Here is a 13,723-nt window from a genome sequence, read left to right as displayed (position 1 = left end):
CGGCGTCAGCGCGCGGCGGCGGCGAGGGACTCGTGGGCAGCGGCCGCGACGCGCTCGGGGGTGAAGCCGAACTCGCGGAACAGCACCTTCGCGTCGGCCGAGGCACCGAAGTGCTCCAGCGAGACGATCCGGCCCGCGTCGCCCACGTAGCGGTGCCAGGTCAGGCCGATGCCGGCCTCGACCGCGACGCGCGCCTTGACGGAGGGCGGCAGGACGCTGTCCTTGTACGCCTGGTCCTGCTCCTCGAACCACTCGACGGACGGCATCGAGACCACCCGGGTGGGGATGCCCTCGGCCTGGAGCTGCTCGCGCGCCTCCACGGCCAGGTGCACCTCGGAGCCGGTACCGATGAGGACGACCTGCGGCTCGCCGCCGGTGGCCTCGAACAGGACGTAGCCGCCCTTGGCCGCGTCCTCGTTGCGCTCGTACGTCGGCACGCCCTGGCGGGTCAGCGCCAGACCGTGCGGGGCGCCCTTGCCGAACACCTTGGTGTGACGGCGCAGGATCTCGCGCCAGGCGACGGCGGTCTCGTTCGCGTCGGCCGGGCGGACCAGGTTCAGGCCCGGGATGGCGCGCAGCGAGGCGAGGTGCTCGACGGGCTGGTGGGTCGGGCCGTCCTCGCCGAGGCCGATGGAGTCGTGCGTCCACACGTAGGTGACCGGCACGTGCATCAGCGCGGACAGGCGGACGGCGTTGCGCATGTAGTCGGAGAACACCAGGAAGGTGCCGCCGTAGATGCGGGTGTGGCCGTGCAGGGCGATGCCGTTCATGGCCGCGGCCATGGCGTGCTCGCGGATGCCGAAGTGGATGGTGCGGCCGTACGGGTCGGCCTCCGGCAGCGGGTTGCCCACCGGCAGGAACGAGGAGTCCTTGTCGATGGTCGTGTTGTTGGAGCCGGCCAGGTCGGCCGAGCCGCCCCACAGCTCCGGGATGACCGCGCCGAGGGCCTGGAGCACCTTGCCGGAGGCGGCGCGGGTGGCGACGCCCTTGCCGGCCTCGAAGACGGGGAGCTCGTCCTCCCAGCCCGCGGGCAGCTCGTTGGCCTGGATGCGGTCGAACTCGGCGGCGCGCTCCGGGTTGGCGGTGCGCCAGGCGGAGAAGTCCTTCTCCCAGGCGGCCTTGGCCTCGCGGCCGCGGTCCCCGAGGGCGCGGGTGTGGGCGATGACCTCGTCGGAGACCTCGAAGGCCTGCTCCGGGTCGAAGCCGAGGACGCGCTTGGTGGCCGCGACCTCGTCGTCTCCGAGCGCGGAGCCGTGGGCGGCCTCGGTGTTCTGGGCGTGCGGCGCGGGCCAGGCGATGATCGAGCGGGCCGCGATGAAGGACGGGCGGCCGGTCTCGGCCTTGGCGGCCTGGAGGGCCGCGAACAGCGCCTTCGGGTCGAGGTCGCCGTTCTCCTGCTGCGCGACGCGCTGCACGTGCCAGCCGTACGCCTCGTAGCGCTTCAGGGTGTCCTCGGAGACGGCCGTCTCCGTGTCGCCCTCGATGGAGATGTGGTTGTCGTCCCACAGCAGGACGAGGTTGCCCAGCTTCTGGTGGCCGGCCAGTGCGGACGCCTCGTGCGAGATGCCCTCCTGGAGGCAGCCGTCGCCCGCGACCGCGTAGATCATGTGGTCGAACGGGGAGCTGCCCTGGGCGGCCTCGGGGTCGAACAGGCCGCGCTCGTAGCGGGAGGCCATGGCCATGCCCACCGCGTTGGCGATGCCCTGGCCGAGGGGGCCGGTGGTGGTCTCGACGCCGGTCGTGTGGCCGTACTCCGGGTGGCCGGGGGTCTTGGAGCCCCAGGTGCGGAACGCCTTGAGGTCGTCCAGCTCCAGCCCGAACCCGCCGAGGTACAGCTGGGTGTAAAGGGTGAGGGACGAGTGCCCAGCGGAGAGCACGAAGCGGTCGCGGCCCACCCACTCGGGGTCCGCCGGGTCGTGCCGCATCACCTTCTGGAAGAGGGTGTACGCGGCGGGGGCCAGGCTCATCGCCGTACCGGGGTGGCCGTTTCCGACCTTCTGGACCGCGTCAGCGGCCAGGATGCGGGCGGTGTCGACGGCCCGCTGGTCCAGTTCGGTCCACTCGAGCTCTGTGGTGGTCGGCTTGGTGCTCACCGTTGGTCAGGGCTCCTCTCCACATGTCTGTTCCCGGTGACGAACGGTGCACCGGCGCGATTCCGAGCCTACCCCCGCAACGGCGTGCAGCTATTCGAGTGTCCACAGTCCGTCACCGCGTCGGCAGCCCGTGTTCACCTGCCCGCGGGTGTGCGCGCCGGCGCTCCGGGGGTGCCCTTCGGCGGATCCGTTCACGGTCCGTCAGCGGCCGGCGGCCGGTCCGATCGGCCCAACACGAAGCGACCCCCGCGCAGGGCCACGTAAGTGCAACGTCTAGAGTGGCGTGGTACGCGCAAGCCTTTACCCGGCCTTCACGATGTGAACGGTCCGGGTCGGAGCTTGCTGGATTCTCTCTCAGGGGTGCGTGTGACGGCCGTCGAATCCCGTCCAGCGGGGGTGCTCGGGACGAGCCCCGTTCACCGGCCGTTCGGGGCCCGGGTCATGGCTTTCGTGGCTTTGACCAAGCCGCGGATCATCGAACTTCTGCTGATCACCACAGTGCCGGTGATGTTCCTCGCCGAGCAAGGTGTCCCTTCCCTGTGGCTGGTCCTCGCGACCTGCTTCGGCGGGTACCTCTCCGCGGGCGGCGCCAACGCGCTGAACATGTACATCGACCGCGACATCGACGCGCTGATGGACCGCACGTCGCAGCGCCCGCTGGTGACCGGCATGGTCAGTCCCCGCGAGTGCCTGGTCTTCGGCATCACCCTCGGGGTGGTCTCGACCCTGTTCTTCGGTCTGCTGATCAACTGGCTGTCGGCCGCCCTCGCGCTCGGTGCGCTCCTCTTCTACGTCGTGGTCTACACGATGCTGCTGAAGCGCCGCACCGCGCAGAACATCGTCTGGGGCGGCATCGCGGGCTGCATGCCCGTGCTCATCGGCTGGTCGGCGGTCAAGAACGAGGTCTCCTGGGCCGCGGTCATCCTCTTCCTCGTCATCTTCTTCTGGACGCCGCCGCACTACTGGCCGCTGTCGATGAAGGTGAAGGACGACTACGCGCGCGTCGGCGTGCCGATGCTCCCGGTCGTCGCGGGCAACCAGGTCGTGGCGCGCCAGATCGTCCTCTACAGCTGGGTGATGGTGGCGGTCTCGCTGCTGCTGACCCCGCTGGGGTACACGGGCTGGTTCTACACCTCGGTCGCGCTGCTGGCCGGCGGCTGGTGGCTGTGGGAGGCGCACGCGCTCCACGCGCGGGCCAAGGCGGGCGTGACGGGCGGCAAGCTCAAGGAGATGCGGCTGTTCCACTGGTCGATCACCTATGTGTCGCTGCTCTTCGTCGCCGTGGCCGTGGATCCCTTCCTCCGATGATTACTCGCCGGTAGCATGCCGTTCATGGCAGAGACCACGGGCACCGCAGACACCACCACCGACAAGAGCCAGGACCGCAAGGCCGCGAAGCTGGCCAAGCAGATCCGCGCGTTCGCCGAGCAGCACGGCGGCGTCGACGGCCACCTCGCCCACATCGGCCAGGCCGGCACCCGGATCGTCCTCGTGGGCACGGACGGCGGCTGGGGCGATCTGGTGGCCCCGACCTGGGCGGTGGCCGAGCTGGCCGCCGAGAAGGCCGGGCTCACCCTCCACGAGGAGTTCGACGGGGAGCTGGCCGCGCGCGTGCGGACCGGCCCGTACGAGTGGACGCGGATGGCGGGCATCCAAGTGGGCGGTCCGGCCAACCCGGCCGCCTGAACCGCGTCCCCCGCGCCGGTCCGCCGGACGAGGGGTCCGCTCGGTCAACAGCGCGAGCAACACCTCACACCCCGCTCACCCGTTAGGACGTGTGGAAGCCCCTTCCTCACGTCCGCAAACGGGATGCCCGGATGATCGAAACGCCGCCCCTGGTGGACCAGTACTGCCACGGAGTGCTCCGTACGGAGCTGGGTCTCGGCACCTTCGAGGCCCAGCTGGTCCGCTCGGCCGGCCCGCCCGCCGCGGGCACGACCTTCTTCGACACGCAGGCCGGCTTCGCGGTGCGCCGCTGGTGCCCGCCGCTGCTCGGCCTGGAACCGCACTGTGCCCCCGCCCGTTACCTGGCCCGGCGGCGCGAGCTGGGCGCGGCCGAAGTGGCGCGGCGCCTGCTGCGCGGTTCCGGGGTCGGCGCCTACCTGGTCGACACCGGGGCGCCGGGGGACCTGACGGGGCCCGGGGAGCTGGCGCTGGCCGGGGAGGCCGAGGCCTTCGAGGCCGTGCGGCTGGAACCGCTGGCCGAGCAGGTCGCCGACACCTCCGGCACCGTGGCCGCCTTCCTCGCCAACCTCGCCGGGGCGGTCCACGCCGCCGCCTCTTCGGCCGCGGCCTTCACCTGTGGCGCCGGCCCGGGGCGCGGCCTGGCCCCGGCCCTGTCGGCCGAGCCGCCCGGACCCGGTGAGGTGCGCGGGGCGGCCGGGCGGTGGCTGGGCCGGCGGTCCCGGGGCGGGGCCTTACGGGACCCCGTACTCCTGCGGCACCTGCTGTGGAGCGCGGTGGCGTCCGGGCTGCCGATCCAGCTGCACACCGGCCCGGGGGAGCCCGCGGAGCGGCCGGACCCGGCCGGGCCCGGGCTGCTGACGGACTTCGCCCAGGCCACCGCGGGCCTCGGTACGCGGCTGGTGCTGCTCGGCGGCCACCCGTACCACCGGCACGCGGCGCACCTGGCGGCAGCCTTCCCGCACGTGCACGCCGATGCCGGGGCGGCCCTGGGGCGGACCGGGGCCGGGGCCGCGGCGGTCCTGGCCGAACTGCTGGAGCTGGCGCCGTTCGGGAAGCTGCTGTTCTCCAGCGGTGCGGGGCGGCTGCCCGAACTCCACGCCGTGGGGGCCCTGGTCTTCCGCGAGGCGCTCGGCAAGGTGCTGGGCGGCCGGGTCGCGGAAGGGGCCTGGTCCTGGCGGGACGCGGACCGGGTGGCCGCCATGCTCGCCGCGGGCAACGCCCGCCGCGTCTACCGGCTGGACGGGGGCGGCTGAGCCCCCGCCGGCCGTCCCGGCCGGGGTCAGGCCGTGACCAGCCGGGGTTCGCCCTGTGCCGGGACCGGGGCCCGTCCGGCGGGCCGCTCGCGCAGGCTCAGCGCGACGCGGAGCACCGCGATCCACACCAGGCACGAGCCGAGCATGTGGGCGGCCACGAGGACCTCGGGCAGCTCGGTGGCGAACTGCACGTAGCCGACGGCGCCCTGGGCGAGCAGGACGACCAGCAGGTCACGGGCGCGGGCCCGGGTGTCGGTGGGGGCGTCGACCACGCGCAGCACCAGCCACATCGCGACGGCGAGCGCGCACACGATCCAGGCGGCGACGGCGTGCACGTGCGCGGTGGTCTCCCAGTCGAACGGCATCCGCGCGATCTCGCTGCTGTCGCCCGCGTGCGGCCCGGAGCCGGTGACCACGGTGCCCGCGGCGATCAGTACGAAGGCCGTCGCGAGCAGGGCCCACGAGAGCTTGCGCACGGGACCGGGCACCCGCGGCCGGGGGGCGGTGTCGCCCTCGGCGGTGCGCTGCCAGGTCAGGGTGGTCACCGTGATCAGCGCGGTGGCGAGCAGGAAGTGCCCCGCCACGCTGTACGGGTTGAGGCCCGTCATGACGGTGATGCCGCCGAGGACGGCGTTGGCCATGACGATGGCGAACTGGAGCCAGCCGAGCCGCGTCAGCACCTTGCGCCAGGGCTTGGCCGCGCGGGCCGCGAGGATGACCCAGCCCACGGCCGCGCAGAGCACGTACGTCAGCATCCGGTTGCCGAATTCGACGGCGCCGTGGAAGCCCTGGGCGGGCGTCGCGATCAGGCTGTCGTCGGTGCACTTGGGCCAGGTGTCGCAGCCGAGACCGGATCCGGTCAGCCGCACCGCGCCGCCCGTGACGACGATGGCCACGCTCATGAAGAGCGCGGCGAACGCGGCGCGCCGGAGGGTCCGGGGTGACGGGGTCCAGCGGCCTGCGAGGTATGCGAATGGGTTGAACACGGCACCCATCGTAGGCGGAGCCTTGTGCAAAGTTTCACGAGGGGTTGGCCGAAGCGGAATCGGGGCCCGTCACGCGGCTGAACCTGGCGCCCGCGGGGTCGCCCTCCTCGTGCCACCACACGCGGACGCGCCAAGGGGCGCCGTCGCGGGGGCAGTCCGCCGACTCCGCGAAACCGCGCACCAATTCAGCCCCTACGTCACCAGCTGTCCTATTTCTGACTTCTGTGGCGCTGTGCCAGGAAAGGCCCGGTACGGTCCACAGTCCGTCAGGTCCGCGCACCTCCACGCGCCAGACCGCACGCCAGGGAGTGACCTCCAGCATCGTGCGGACCTGCTCGGGCCCCAGGCCCAGCCCCGCAGCGATCCCCGGCTCGGCCACCCCCTGGATCCGGGCGGCCACCACGGCCTGGGGCAGCAGCCGTTCGGGCAGCAGACCCCTCGCGCGCAAGCCGGTCAGGGAGTCGAAGGACAGGAAGCGCAGGCGCAGTTCCAGCTGGCGGCCGATGTGGTCCAGGGCCTCCTCGGTCTCGGCGGACTCCTGCCCGCCGGGGTCCGACAGCAGCAGGTGCCGCAAACCCGCCTCCGCGTCGACCGCCCAGGCCACCGCCTCCTCGGCGAAGCCCAGCTCCGCGAGCCGGTCCCCGAGGAACACCTTGGCCTGGGCGAGGCCCCGCCGGTTGACCGCCTCGCGCTGGTCCAGTCCCGCCCACACCTCGACGGCGGCCCGGGTCAGGTCACGGGCCCGCTCGCCCGCGGCCCGCTCCATGGCACTGGGCCCCTCGCCGGCGGCCGTCCCCAGCGGGTGCCGGGGCAGCCGGGCCGCGTCGCTCAGCGGCCAGGCCAGCCAGACCCCGTGGTTGATCAGCCCGCGGCCGTACCAGCGGGCGAACTCGGGGGCGTAGGCCGCGGCCCGCTCGGAGCTGCGCAGCGCCTCCTCGATCGTGGCGAGGGCGGCGGCCCGGTCGCCCTCGGCGAAGCGCAGCGCGGCCCGGTCCGCCAGGCGCAGCCCCAGCAGGGCCGTGCACTCGGGGTCGGCGGGCCAGGAGCGCAGGGCCCCGATCAGTTCGTCCAGCAGCCGTTCGCGTTCCCCGGGCCCGGCGGGCACGGCCCCGGAGCGGACCTGCGCCCACCGGTCGTCCAGTCGAAGAACAGCCTCTCGCTCCGCCATGTCCGCCCCCCGGCGTCGTGGTCCGCGCACCTCACGGTGACGCGTTCATAGTCGCGGGAAGGCGGACCTCAGCGGAAGGGTTTCATTCCCAGCGGAACAGCCGCGCGGCGGCGCCCAGCCCGAGGACGGCCCAGCCCGCCAGCAGCGCGGCGGCGCCCCACGGCAGCGCGGCCCCCTGCTGGAGCACCTCGCGCAGCCCGTCGGACAGGGCCGAGATGGGCAGCAGGCCCAGGACGGACTGCGCCGCGTCCGGGAACTTCTCCAGCGGCACGATCACCCCGCCGCCGACCAGCAGCAGCAGGAAGACCAGGTTGGCGGCGGCCAGGGTCACCTCCGCCTTGAGCGTGCCGGCCATCAGCAGGCCGAGCCCGGAGAAGGCGGCGGTGCCCAGCAGCAGCAGGAAGGCCACCGACAGCGGGTTGCCGTGCGGGGACCAGCCCAGCGCGAGGGCGATCACCGTGAGCAGGGCGATCTGGAGCACCTCGGTGACCAGCACCGACAGGGTCTTGGCGGCCATCAGCGCCCAGCGCGGCAGCGGGGAGGCCCCGAGCCGCTTGAGGACCCCGTACCGCCGGTCGAAGCCGGTGCCGATCGCCTGGCCGGTGAAGGCGGTGGACATCACGGCGAGCGCCAGGACGCCGGGGGCGAGGAAGTCCACGGACTTCCCGGCACCCGTGTCGAGGATGTCCACGGTGGAGAAGAGGGTCAGCAGCAGCGCCGGGATGACCACGGTCAGCAGCAGCTGCTCGCCGTTGCGCAGCAGCATCCGGGTCTCCAGCGCCGTCTGCGCGGCGATCATGCGCGAGACGGGCGCCGCGCCCGGGCGGGGGGTGAACGTGCCGGCGCTCATCCGCGCAGCTCCTTACCGGTCAGTTCGAGGAAGACGTCCTCCAGGGTGTGCCGCTCCACCGAGAGGGTGTCCGGCATCACGCCGTGCTGGGCGCACCAGGAGGCGACGGTGGCCAGCAGCTGCGGGTGGACGTCGCCGGTGACCCGGTAGGCGCCCGGGGTGAGCTCGGCGGCCTGGGTGCCGTCGGGCAGCGCCTTGAGCAGCGAGGCGAGGTCGAGGCCGGGGCGGCCGGTGAAGCGCAGGGTGTTCTCGGCGCCGCCCCGGCACAGCTGCTCGGGGCTGCCGTGGGCGATGACCCGGCCCGCGTCGACGATGGCGACCTCGTCGGCGAGCTGCTCGGCCTCGTCCATGTGGTGGGTGGTGAGCACGACGGTGACCCCGTCGGCGCGCAGCTCCCGTACGAGGTCCCAGGTCGCCCGGCGGGCCTGGGGGTCGAGGCCCGCGGTGGGCTCGTCCAGGAAGACCAGCTCGGGGCGGCCGACCACGGCCATGGCGAGGGCGAGGCGCTGCTGCTGGCCGCCGGAGAGCCTGCGGTAGGTGGTGCGGCCGCAGCTGCCGAGCCCGAGGCGCTCCACCAGGGAGTCCACGTCCAGGGGGTCGGCGTAGAGCTTGGCCGTGTGGCGCAGCATCTCGACGGCGCGCACGCCGGAGTAGATGCCTCCGGACTGGAGCATGACGCCGATCCGGGGCCGCAGGGCGGCCGCCTGGGCGACCGGGTCGAGGCCGAGGACGCGGACGGTGCCGGAGTCGGGGCGGTGGTAGCCCTCGCAGGTCTCCACCGTGGTCGTCTTGCCCGCGCCGTTGGGACCGAGGACGGCGGTGACCGAGGCCCTGGGGACGGTGAGGTCCAGGCCGTCCACCGCGGTCTTGGGTCCGTACCGCTTCACCAGTCCGCGGATCTCCACGGCGGGGTCGTTGCTCATGGGGGCCCAGTCTACGGAGCGGGGAGGGGGTCCTAGGTCCCGGGGTCGAAGGGTCACGGGCCCGCTCATTCATGACCTTTTCGGGCCGTCGGGAGGCCGCTGCGCCCCTAGCGTCGAAGGGTGGACAGCATCGCTCAGAACGTCGAAGCCACCTCGGGGCAGGCCGAGCACAAGGCCCACGACCTGGGGCACCCCCCGCGCTACTTCGTGTCGGCGGTGCTCGCGGGCGCCTACATCGGCATCGGCGAGGTGCTGCTGCTGGTGGCGGTCTCGCCCTTCGTGGCCCAGGGCTCGGCGGCGGTGAAGCTGCTGGAGGGCGCGGTCTTCCCGGTCGCCCTGACCATCGTGATGTTCGCCGGGGCCCAGCTCTTCACCAGCAACGTGATGGTCATGCTGGTCGGCGCGCTGTCGGGGCGGACCGGGCTGAAGGACCTGTTCTCCTCGTGGACCCTGTCGCTGGGCGGAAATCTGGTCGGCGCCTTCGCCTTCAGTGCGATGGTGCACGCCTCGGGTGTCCTCTCGTCGCCCTCGGCGCGGGCGATGCTCACCGAGATGGTCCACGGGAAGACGGCGCTGGGCGGGGGACAGCTGTTCTGGCGCGCGGTCCTGTGCAACATGCTCGTCTGCCTGGCGATCTGGATGTTCACCCGGGCCCGGGGCGATGCGGCCAAGATTTTCGTGCTGTGGCTCCCGGTGGCGGTGTTCGTGGCGGTCGGATTCGAGCACTGCGTCGCCAATATGGCTCTTTTCAGCCTGGCGATCCTGGATGGCTCAGCCGGTTTGGGTGACCTTTTCAGAAATCTGATCTTCACCGTCCCGGGGAACGTCGTGGGCGGAGGATTGCTGGTGGGAGCCGTGTACTGGTTCGCCGGGGGCGCTCACAGGGAATGCGGAGCGATGCCCTCCGAATAACTCTGCGTAGACAAATTAGGTAACCCTTAGTGATGGAGGCCACCAGGAGTGGCCTCCGTCACGGCTTGTCGGGGCTCGACTAATTACGCAACAATGGCGTTGTGAAATACGGCGAACGGCAGACCGAGACCCCCCAGGGGGAGCTCGCGACCGGGGAGCGGTCAACCCGCAACCGGGTCGCGCGGTCGATCCTGGACCACGGTCCGTCCACCGTCGCCGACCTCGCCGCGCGTCTCGGCCTCACCCAGGCCGCCGTCCGCCGCCACCTCGACACGCTCGTCACCGACGACGTGGTCGCATCCCGTGAGCAGCGCGTGTACGGCACGCGCACCCGGGGCCGGCCCGCCAAGGTGTTCGAGCTCACCGACTGCGGCCGCGACGCCTTCGACCAGTCCTACGACACCCTGGCCGCGGACGCCCTGCGCTGGATCGCGCAGTCCGTCGGCGGCGGGGAGCGGGGCGAGGCGGCCGTCGCCGCCTTCGCCCGGGCGAGGATGGAAACGCAGGCCGAGGGCTACCGGGCAGCCGTGGAAGCGGCGCCCCCGGAAGGCCGCGCGGAGGCCCTCGCCAGGGCATTGACCGTGGACGGGTACGCTGCTACGGCGAAGAGCGCTCCCGGTCCGCACAGCGGTGAACAGCTCTGTCAGCACCACTGTCCGGTCGCTCACGTGGCCGAGCAGTTCCCGCAGCTCTGCGAGGCGGAGACCGAGGTCTTCTCCCGTCTGCTCGGGACGCATGTGCAGCGCCTCGCCACGATCGCCCACGGCGACGGGGTGTGCACGACGTTCATTCCGCGAAGCGCGAGCGCCACACAGACCGACACATCAGTATCTGCAAGTACGGCCGGGAGGAACCCCGCATGACCACGGAGACTGCTCACCCTGAGCTCGATGGCCTGGGCACCTACGAATACGGCTGGGCCGACTCCGACGCGGCCGGCGCCGCTGCCAAGCGGGGCCTGTCCGAGGACGTCGTCCGCGACATCTCGTCGAAGAAGTCCGAGCCGGAGTGGATGCTGAAGCTCCGCCTCAAGGGCCTCAAGCTGTTCGACAAGAAGCCCATGCCCAACTGGGGTTCCGACCTCTCGGGCATCGACTTCGACAACATCAAGTACTTCGTGCGTTCCACCGAGAAGCAGGCTGCTTCGTGGGAGGACCTGCCGGAGGACATCAAGAACACCTACGACAAGCTCGGCATCCCGGAGGCGGAGAAGCAGCGCCTCGTCGCCGGTGTCGCGGCCCAGTACGAGTCCGAGGTCGTCTACCACCAGATCCGCGAGGACCTGGAGGAGCAGGGTGTCATCTTCCTCGACACCGACACCGCGCTCAAGGAGCACCCGGAGCTCTTCCAGGAGTACTTCGGCACGGTCATCCCGGTCGGCGACAACAAGTTCGCGTCGCTGAACACCGCGGTGTGGTCCGGCGGCTCCTTCATCTACGTCCCCAAGGGCGTCAAGGTCGACATCCCGCTCCAGGCCTACTTCCGTATCAACACGGAGAACATGGGCCAGTTCGAGCGGACGCTGATCATCGTCGACGAGGACGCCTACGTCCACTACGTCGAGGGCTGCACCGCCCCGATCTACTCCTCGGACTCGCTGCACAGCGCCGTGGTCGAGATCATCGTGAAGAAGGGCGGCCGCTGCCGCTACACGACCATCCAGAACTGGTCGAACAACGTCTACAACCTGGTCACCAAGCGCGCCGTGGCGTACGAGGGCGCGACCATGGAGTGGATCGACGGCAACATCGGTTCCAAGGTCACCATGAAGTACCCGGCCGTCTACCTGATGGGCGAGCACGCCAAGGGCGAGACCCTCTCCATCGCCTTCGCGGGCGAGGGCCAGCACCAGGACGCCGGCTCCAAGATGGTCCACATGGCGCCGTACACCTCCTCGAACATCGTCTCCAAGTCGGTGGCGCGAGGCGGCGGCCGCACCTCCTACCGCGGTCTGGTCGAGATCGGCGAGGGCGCGCACGGCTCGAAGTCCAACGTGCTGTGTGACGCGCTCCTGGTCGACACGATCTCCCGCTCGGACACGTACCCCTACGTGGACGTCCGCGAGGACGACGTGTCCATGGGCCACGAGGCGACCGTCTCCAAGGTCTCGGACGACCAGCTCTTCTACCTGATGAGCCGCGGCCTGACCGAGTTCGAGGCCATGGCGATGATCGTGCGCGGCTTCGTCGAGCCCATCGCGCGCGAGCTCCCGATGGAGTACGCGCTGGAGCTCAACCGGCTGATCGAGCTGCAGATGGAAGGTTCGGTCGGCTAGTAGGCCCGACCGTCCGGCATCACGCAGCACATTCTTAGACGTAGGAAGAGAGCAAGACGACAGCCATGGCAGAGGCTCAGAACATTCCGGCGGGTTCCACCACCGCCGGCGCGATCGCGGTGGCCGCCGAGTCGACCGTCGCCACCCGGATGAGTGCGCCCCCGTCCTTCGACGTGGCGGACTTCCCCGTCCCGCACGGCCGCGAGGAGGAGTGGCGGTTCACCCCGCTCGCCCGCCTCAAGGGTCTGCACGACGGCACCGCGGTCGCCAACGGCACCATGAAGGCCCAGATCGACGCGCCCGAGGGCGTCACCGTCGAGTCGGTGGAGCGCGACGACGCGCGCATCGGCAAGGCCGGCACCCCGGTGGACCGGGTCGCCGCGCAGGCGTTCACGTCCTTCGCCAAGGCCACGGTCGTGACCGTGCCCAAGGAGGCCGTCCTGACCGAGCCCGTGCGCGTCTCGCTGCACGGCGAGGGCGGCACCACCTTCGGCCACACCGTCTTCGACGTCCAGGCCTTCGCCGAGGCCGTCGTCGTCATCGACCACACCGGTGACGGCGTGCGCGCCGCCAACGTCGACTTCCTCGTCGGCGACGGCGCCAAGCTCACCGTCGTGTCGGTGCAGGACTGGGACGACACCGCCGTCCACGTCTCCCAGCACAACGCGCTGGTCGGCCGCGACGCGACCTTCAAGTCGATCGTGGTCACCTTCGGCGGCGACCTCGTACGCCTCCACCCCCGCGTGACCTACGCGGGCCCCGGCGGCGAGGCCGAGCTCCTCGGCCTGTACTTCACCGACGCCGGCCAGCACCAGGAGCACCGCCTCCTCGTCGACCACAAGGCGCCGCACTGCAAGTCGCACGTGGTCTACAAGGGCGCGCTCCAGGGCCAGGACGCCCACGCCGTCTGGATCGGTGACGTGCTCATCGAGAAGACCGCCGAGGGCACCGACACCTACGAGATGAACCGCAACCTCGTCCTCACGGACGGCGCGCGGGTCGACTCGGTGCCGAACCTGGAGATCGAGACCGGCGAGATCGTCGGCGCCGGCCACGCCTCCGCGACCGGCCGCTTCGACGACGAGCAGCTCTTCTACCTCCAGGCCCGTGGCATCCCGGCCGACGAGGCCCGCCGTCTGGTCGTGCGCGGCTTCTTCGCCGAGCTCGTCCAGCAGATCGGTGTCGACGACATCGAAGAGCGTCTGCTCTCCAAGATCGAGACCGAGCTCCAGGGTTCCGTCTGATGAGTTACGTCAAGGCCTGTGCGCTGAGCGAGCTGGAGGCTGACACCCCCAAGCGGGTGGAGCTGGACGGCACGCCGGTGTCCATCGTCTCCACCGAGGGGGAGGTGTTCGCGATCAACGACATCTGCTCGCACGCGAACGTCTCCCTCTCGGAGGGCGAGGTCGAGGACTGCATGATCGAGTGCTGGCTGCACGGGTCGGCCTTCGACCTGCGCACCGGCAAGCCGTCCGGCCTGCCCGCGACGCGCCCCGTACCCGTTTACCCCGTAAAGATCGAAGGGGGCAGCGTCCTTGTTGACGTACGCGCCTCCCTCACCCAGGAGTCCTGAGGTA

The 13,723-nt window shown here is 71.4% G+C and carries 13 protein-coding genes; 8 read left to right on the top strand and 5 right to left on the bottom strand.

Going from position 1 to position 13,723, the window contains the following annotated elements; all coding sequences use genetic code 11:
* Positions 1 to 5 precede the first annotated feature (5 nt).
* Positions 6 to 2,093, bottom strand: a complete 2,088-nt coding sequence (tkt, locus tag IO30_RS0129940; RefSeq protein WP_031148111.1) for a transketolase — start codon at positions 2,091 to 2,093, stop codon at positions 6 to 8.
* Between the two features lie 366 nt (positions 2,094 to 2,459).
* Between tkt and IO30_RS0129935 the strand changes: the two genes are divergently transcribed.
* From IO30_RS0129935 to IO30_RS0129925, 3 genes are all read left to right on the top strand, one after another.
* Positions 2,460 to 3,401, top strand: a complete 942-nt coding sequence (locus IO30_RS0129935) for a heme o synthase (protein ID WP_031148110.1) — start codon at positions 2,460 to 2,462, stop codon at positions 3,399 to 3,401.
* Positions 3,402 to 3,416: 15 nt separating this feature from the next.
* Positions 3,417 to 3,779, top strand: a complete 363-nt coding sequence (locus IO30_RS0129930; protein WP_031148108.1) for a hypothetical protein — start codon at positions 3,417 to 3,419, stop codon at positions 3,777 to 3,779.
* Positions 3,780 to 3,910: 131 nt separating this feature from the next.
* Entirely contained in the window at positions 3,911 to 5,032 is a 1,122-nt protein-coding gene (locus IO30_RS0129925) for an amidohydrolase family protein (RefSeq protein ID WP_031148106.1), read from the top strand.
* Between the two features lie 26 nt (positions 5,033 to 5,058).
* Here the strand turns inward: IO30_RS0129925 and IO30_RS0129920 are convergent, their stop codons facing one another.
* From IO30_RS0129920 to IO30_RS0129905, 4 genes are all read right to left on the bottom strand, one after another.
* Entirely contained in the window at positions 5,059 to 6,027 is a 969-nt protein-coding gene (locus IO30_RS0129920; protein ID WP_037895662.1) for a COX15/CtaA family protein, read from the bottom strand.
* 25 nt (positions 6,028 to 6,052) lie between these two features.
* Positions 6,053 to 7,186, bottom strand: coding sequence for a hypothetical protein (locus tag IO30_RS0129915; RefSeq protein ID WP_037895661.1), 1,134 nt, complete (start codon positions 7,184 to 7,186; stop codon positions 6,053 to 6,055).
* An 82-nt stretch (positions 7,187 to 7,268) separates the two neighbouring features.
* On the bottom strand, positions 7,269 to 8,036 hold the full coding sequence (locus IO30_RS0129910) for an ABC transporter permease (protein ID WP_031148101.1): 768 nt from the start codon (positions 8,034 to 8,036) through the stop codon (positions 7,269 to 7,271).
* Positions 8,033 to 8,959 carry an ABC transporter ATP-binding protein gene (locus IO30_RS0129905; protein WP_031148099.1) on the bottom strand — a complete coding sequence of 309 codons (927 nt, stop codon included), beginning with the start codon at positions 8,957 to 8,959 and terminating at the stop codon, positions 8,033 to 8,035. Before IO30_RS0129905 ends, IO30_RS0129910 begins: the two co-directional genes overlap by 4 nt.
* A gap of 120 nt (positions 8,960 to 9,079) precedes the next feature.
* Here IO30_RS0129905 and IO30_RS0129900 point away from each other — a divergent pair, with 120 nt between their 5' ends.
* The 5 genes from IO30_RS0129900 (at position 9,080) to IO30_RS0129880 (ending at position 13,719) form a co-directional block, all read left to right on the top strand.
* Entirely contained in the window at positions 9,080 to 9,871 is a 792-nt protein-coding gene (locus tag IO30_RS0129900) for a formate/nitrite transporter family protein (RefSeq protein WP_051859713.1), read from the top strand.
* 101 nt (positions 9,872 to 9,972) lie between these two features.
* Positions 9,973 to 10,734 (top strand): helix-turn-helix transcriptional regulator, encoded by a 762-nt coding sequence (locus IO30_RS0129895; protein WP_031148095.1) that lies wholly within the window; start codon positions 9,973 to 9,975, stop codon positions 10,732 to 10,734.
* Positions 10,731 to 12,146 carry a Fe-S cluster assembly protein SufB gene (gene sufB, locus IO30_RS0129890; RefSeq protein WP_031148094.1) on the top strand — a complete coding sequence of 472 codons (1,416 nt, stop codon included), beginning with the start codon at positions 10,731 to 10,733 and terminating at the stop codon, positions 12,144 to 12,146. Before IO30_RS0129895 ends, sufB begins: the two co-directional genes overlap by 4 nt.
* A gap of 65 nt (positions 12,147 to 12,211) precedes the next feature.
* Positions 12,212 to 13,390: a Fe-S cluster assembly protein SufD gene (sufD, locus tag IO30_RS0129885; protein WP_031148092.1), complete on the top strand. Its 1,179-nt coding sequence runs from the start codon at positions 12,212 to 12,214 to the stop codon at positions 13,388 to 13,390.
* The gene (locus IO30_RS0129880; RefSeq protein WP_031148091.1) at positions 13,390 to 13,719 is read left to right on the top strand and encodes a bifunctional 3-phenylpropionate/cinnamic acid dioxygenase ferredoxin subunit; all 330 of its coding nucleotides are present in this window, start codon (positions 13,390 to 13,392) and stop codon (positions 13,717 to 13,719) included. Before sufD ends, IO30_RS0129880 begins: the two co-directional genes overlap by 1 nt.
* Positions 13,720 to 13,723 lie beyond the last annotated feature (4 nt).

Source organism: Streptomyces xanthophaeus, assembly GCF_000725805.1.
Lineage (GTDB): Bacteria > Actinomycetota > Actinomycetes > Streptomycetales > Streptomycetaceae > Streptomyces > Streptomyces xanthophaeus.
The sequence above is the reverse complement of the archived record's forward strand: the minus strand, read 5'-3'. Positions and strand labels throughout refer to the sequence as shown.

What these genes read in the sequence shown, in the direction of transcription:
- IO30_RS0129910 (WP_031148101.1), bottom strand. Translation starts at nt 8,036, where the DNA reads ATGAGCGCCGGCACGTTCACCCCCCGCCCGGGCGCGGCGCCCGTCTCG.
- IO30_RS0129930 (WP_031148108.1), top strand. Translation starts at nt 3,417, where the DNA reads ATGCCGTTCATGGCAGAGACCACGGGCACCGCAGACACCACCACCGAC.
- sufB (WP_031148094.1), top strand. Translation starts at nt 10,731, where the DNA reads ATGACCACGGAGACTGCTCACCCTGAGCTCGATGGCCTGGGCACCTAC.
- IO30_RS0129915 (WP_037895661.1), bottom strand. Translation starts at nt 7,186, where the DNA reads ATGGCGGAGCGAGAGGCTGTTCTTCGACTGGACGACCGGTGGGCGCAG.
- IO30_RS0129880 (WP_031148091.1), top strand. Translation starts at nt 13,390, where the DNA reads ATGAGTTACGTCAAGGCCTGTGCGCTGAGCGAGCTGGAGGCTGACACC.
- IO30_RS0129925 (WP_031148106.1), top strand. Translation starts at nt 3,911, where the DNA reads ATGATCGAAACGCCGCCCCTGGTGGACCAGTACTGCCACGGAGTGCTC.
- sufD (WP_031148092.1), top strand. Translation starts at nt 12,212, where the DNA reads ATGGCAGAGGCTCAGAACATTCCGGCGGGTTCCACCACCGCCGGCGCG.
- IO30_RS0129905 (WP_031148099.1), bottom strand. Translation starts at nt 8,959, where the DNA reads ATGAGCAACGACCCCGCCGTGGAGATCCGCGGACTGGTGAAGCGGTAC.
- IO30_RS0129920 (WP_037895662.1), bottom strand. Translation starts at nt 6,027, where the DNA reads ATGGGTGCCGTGTTCAACCCATTCGCATACCTCGCAGGCCGCTGGACC.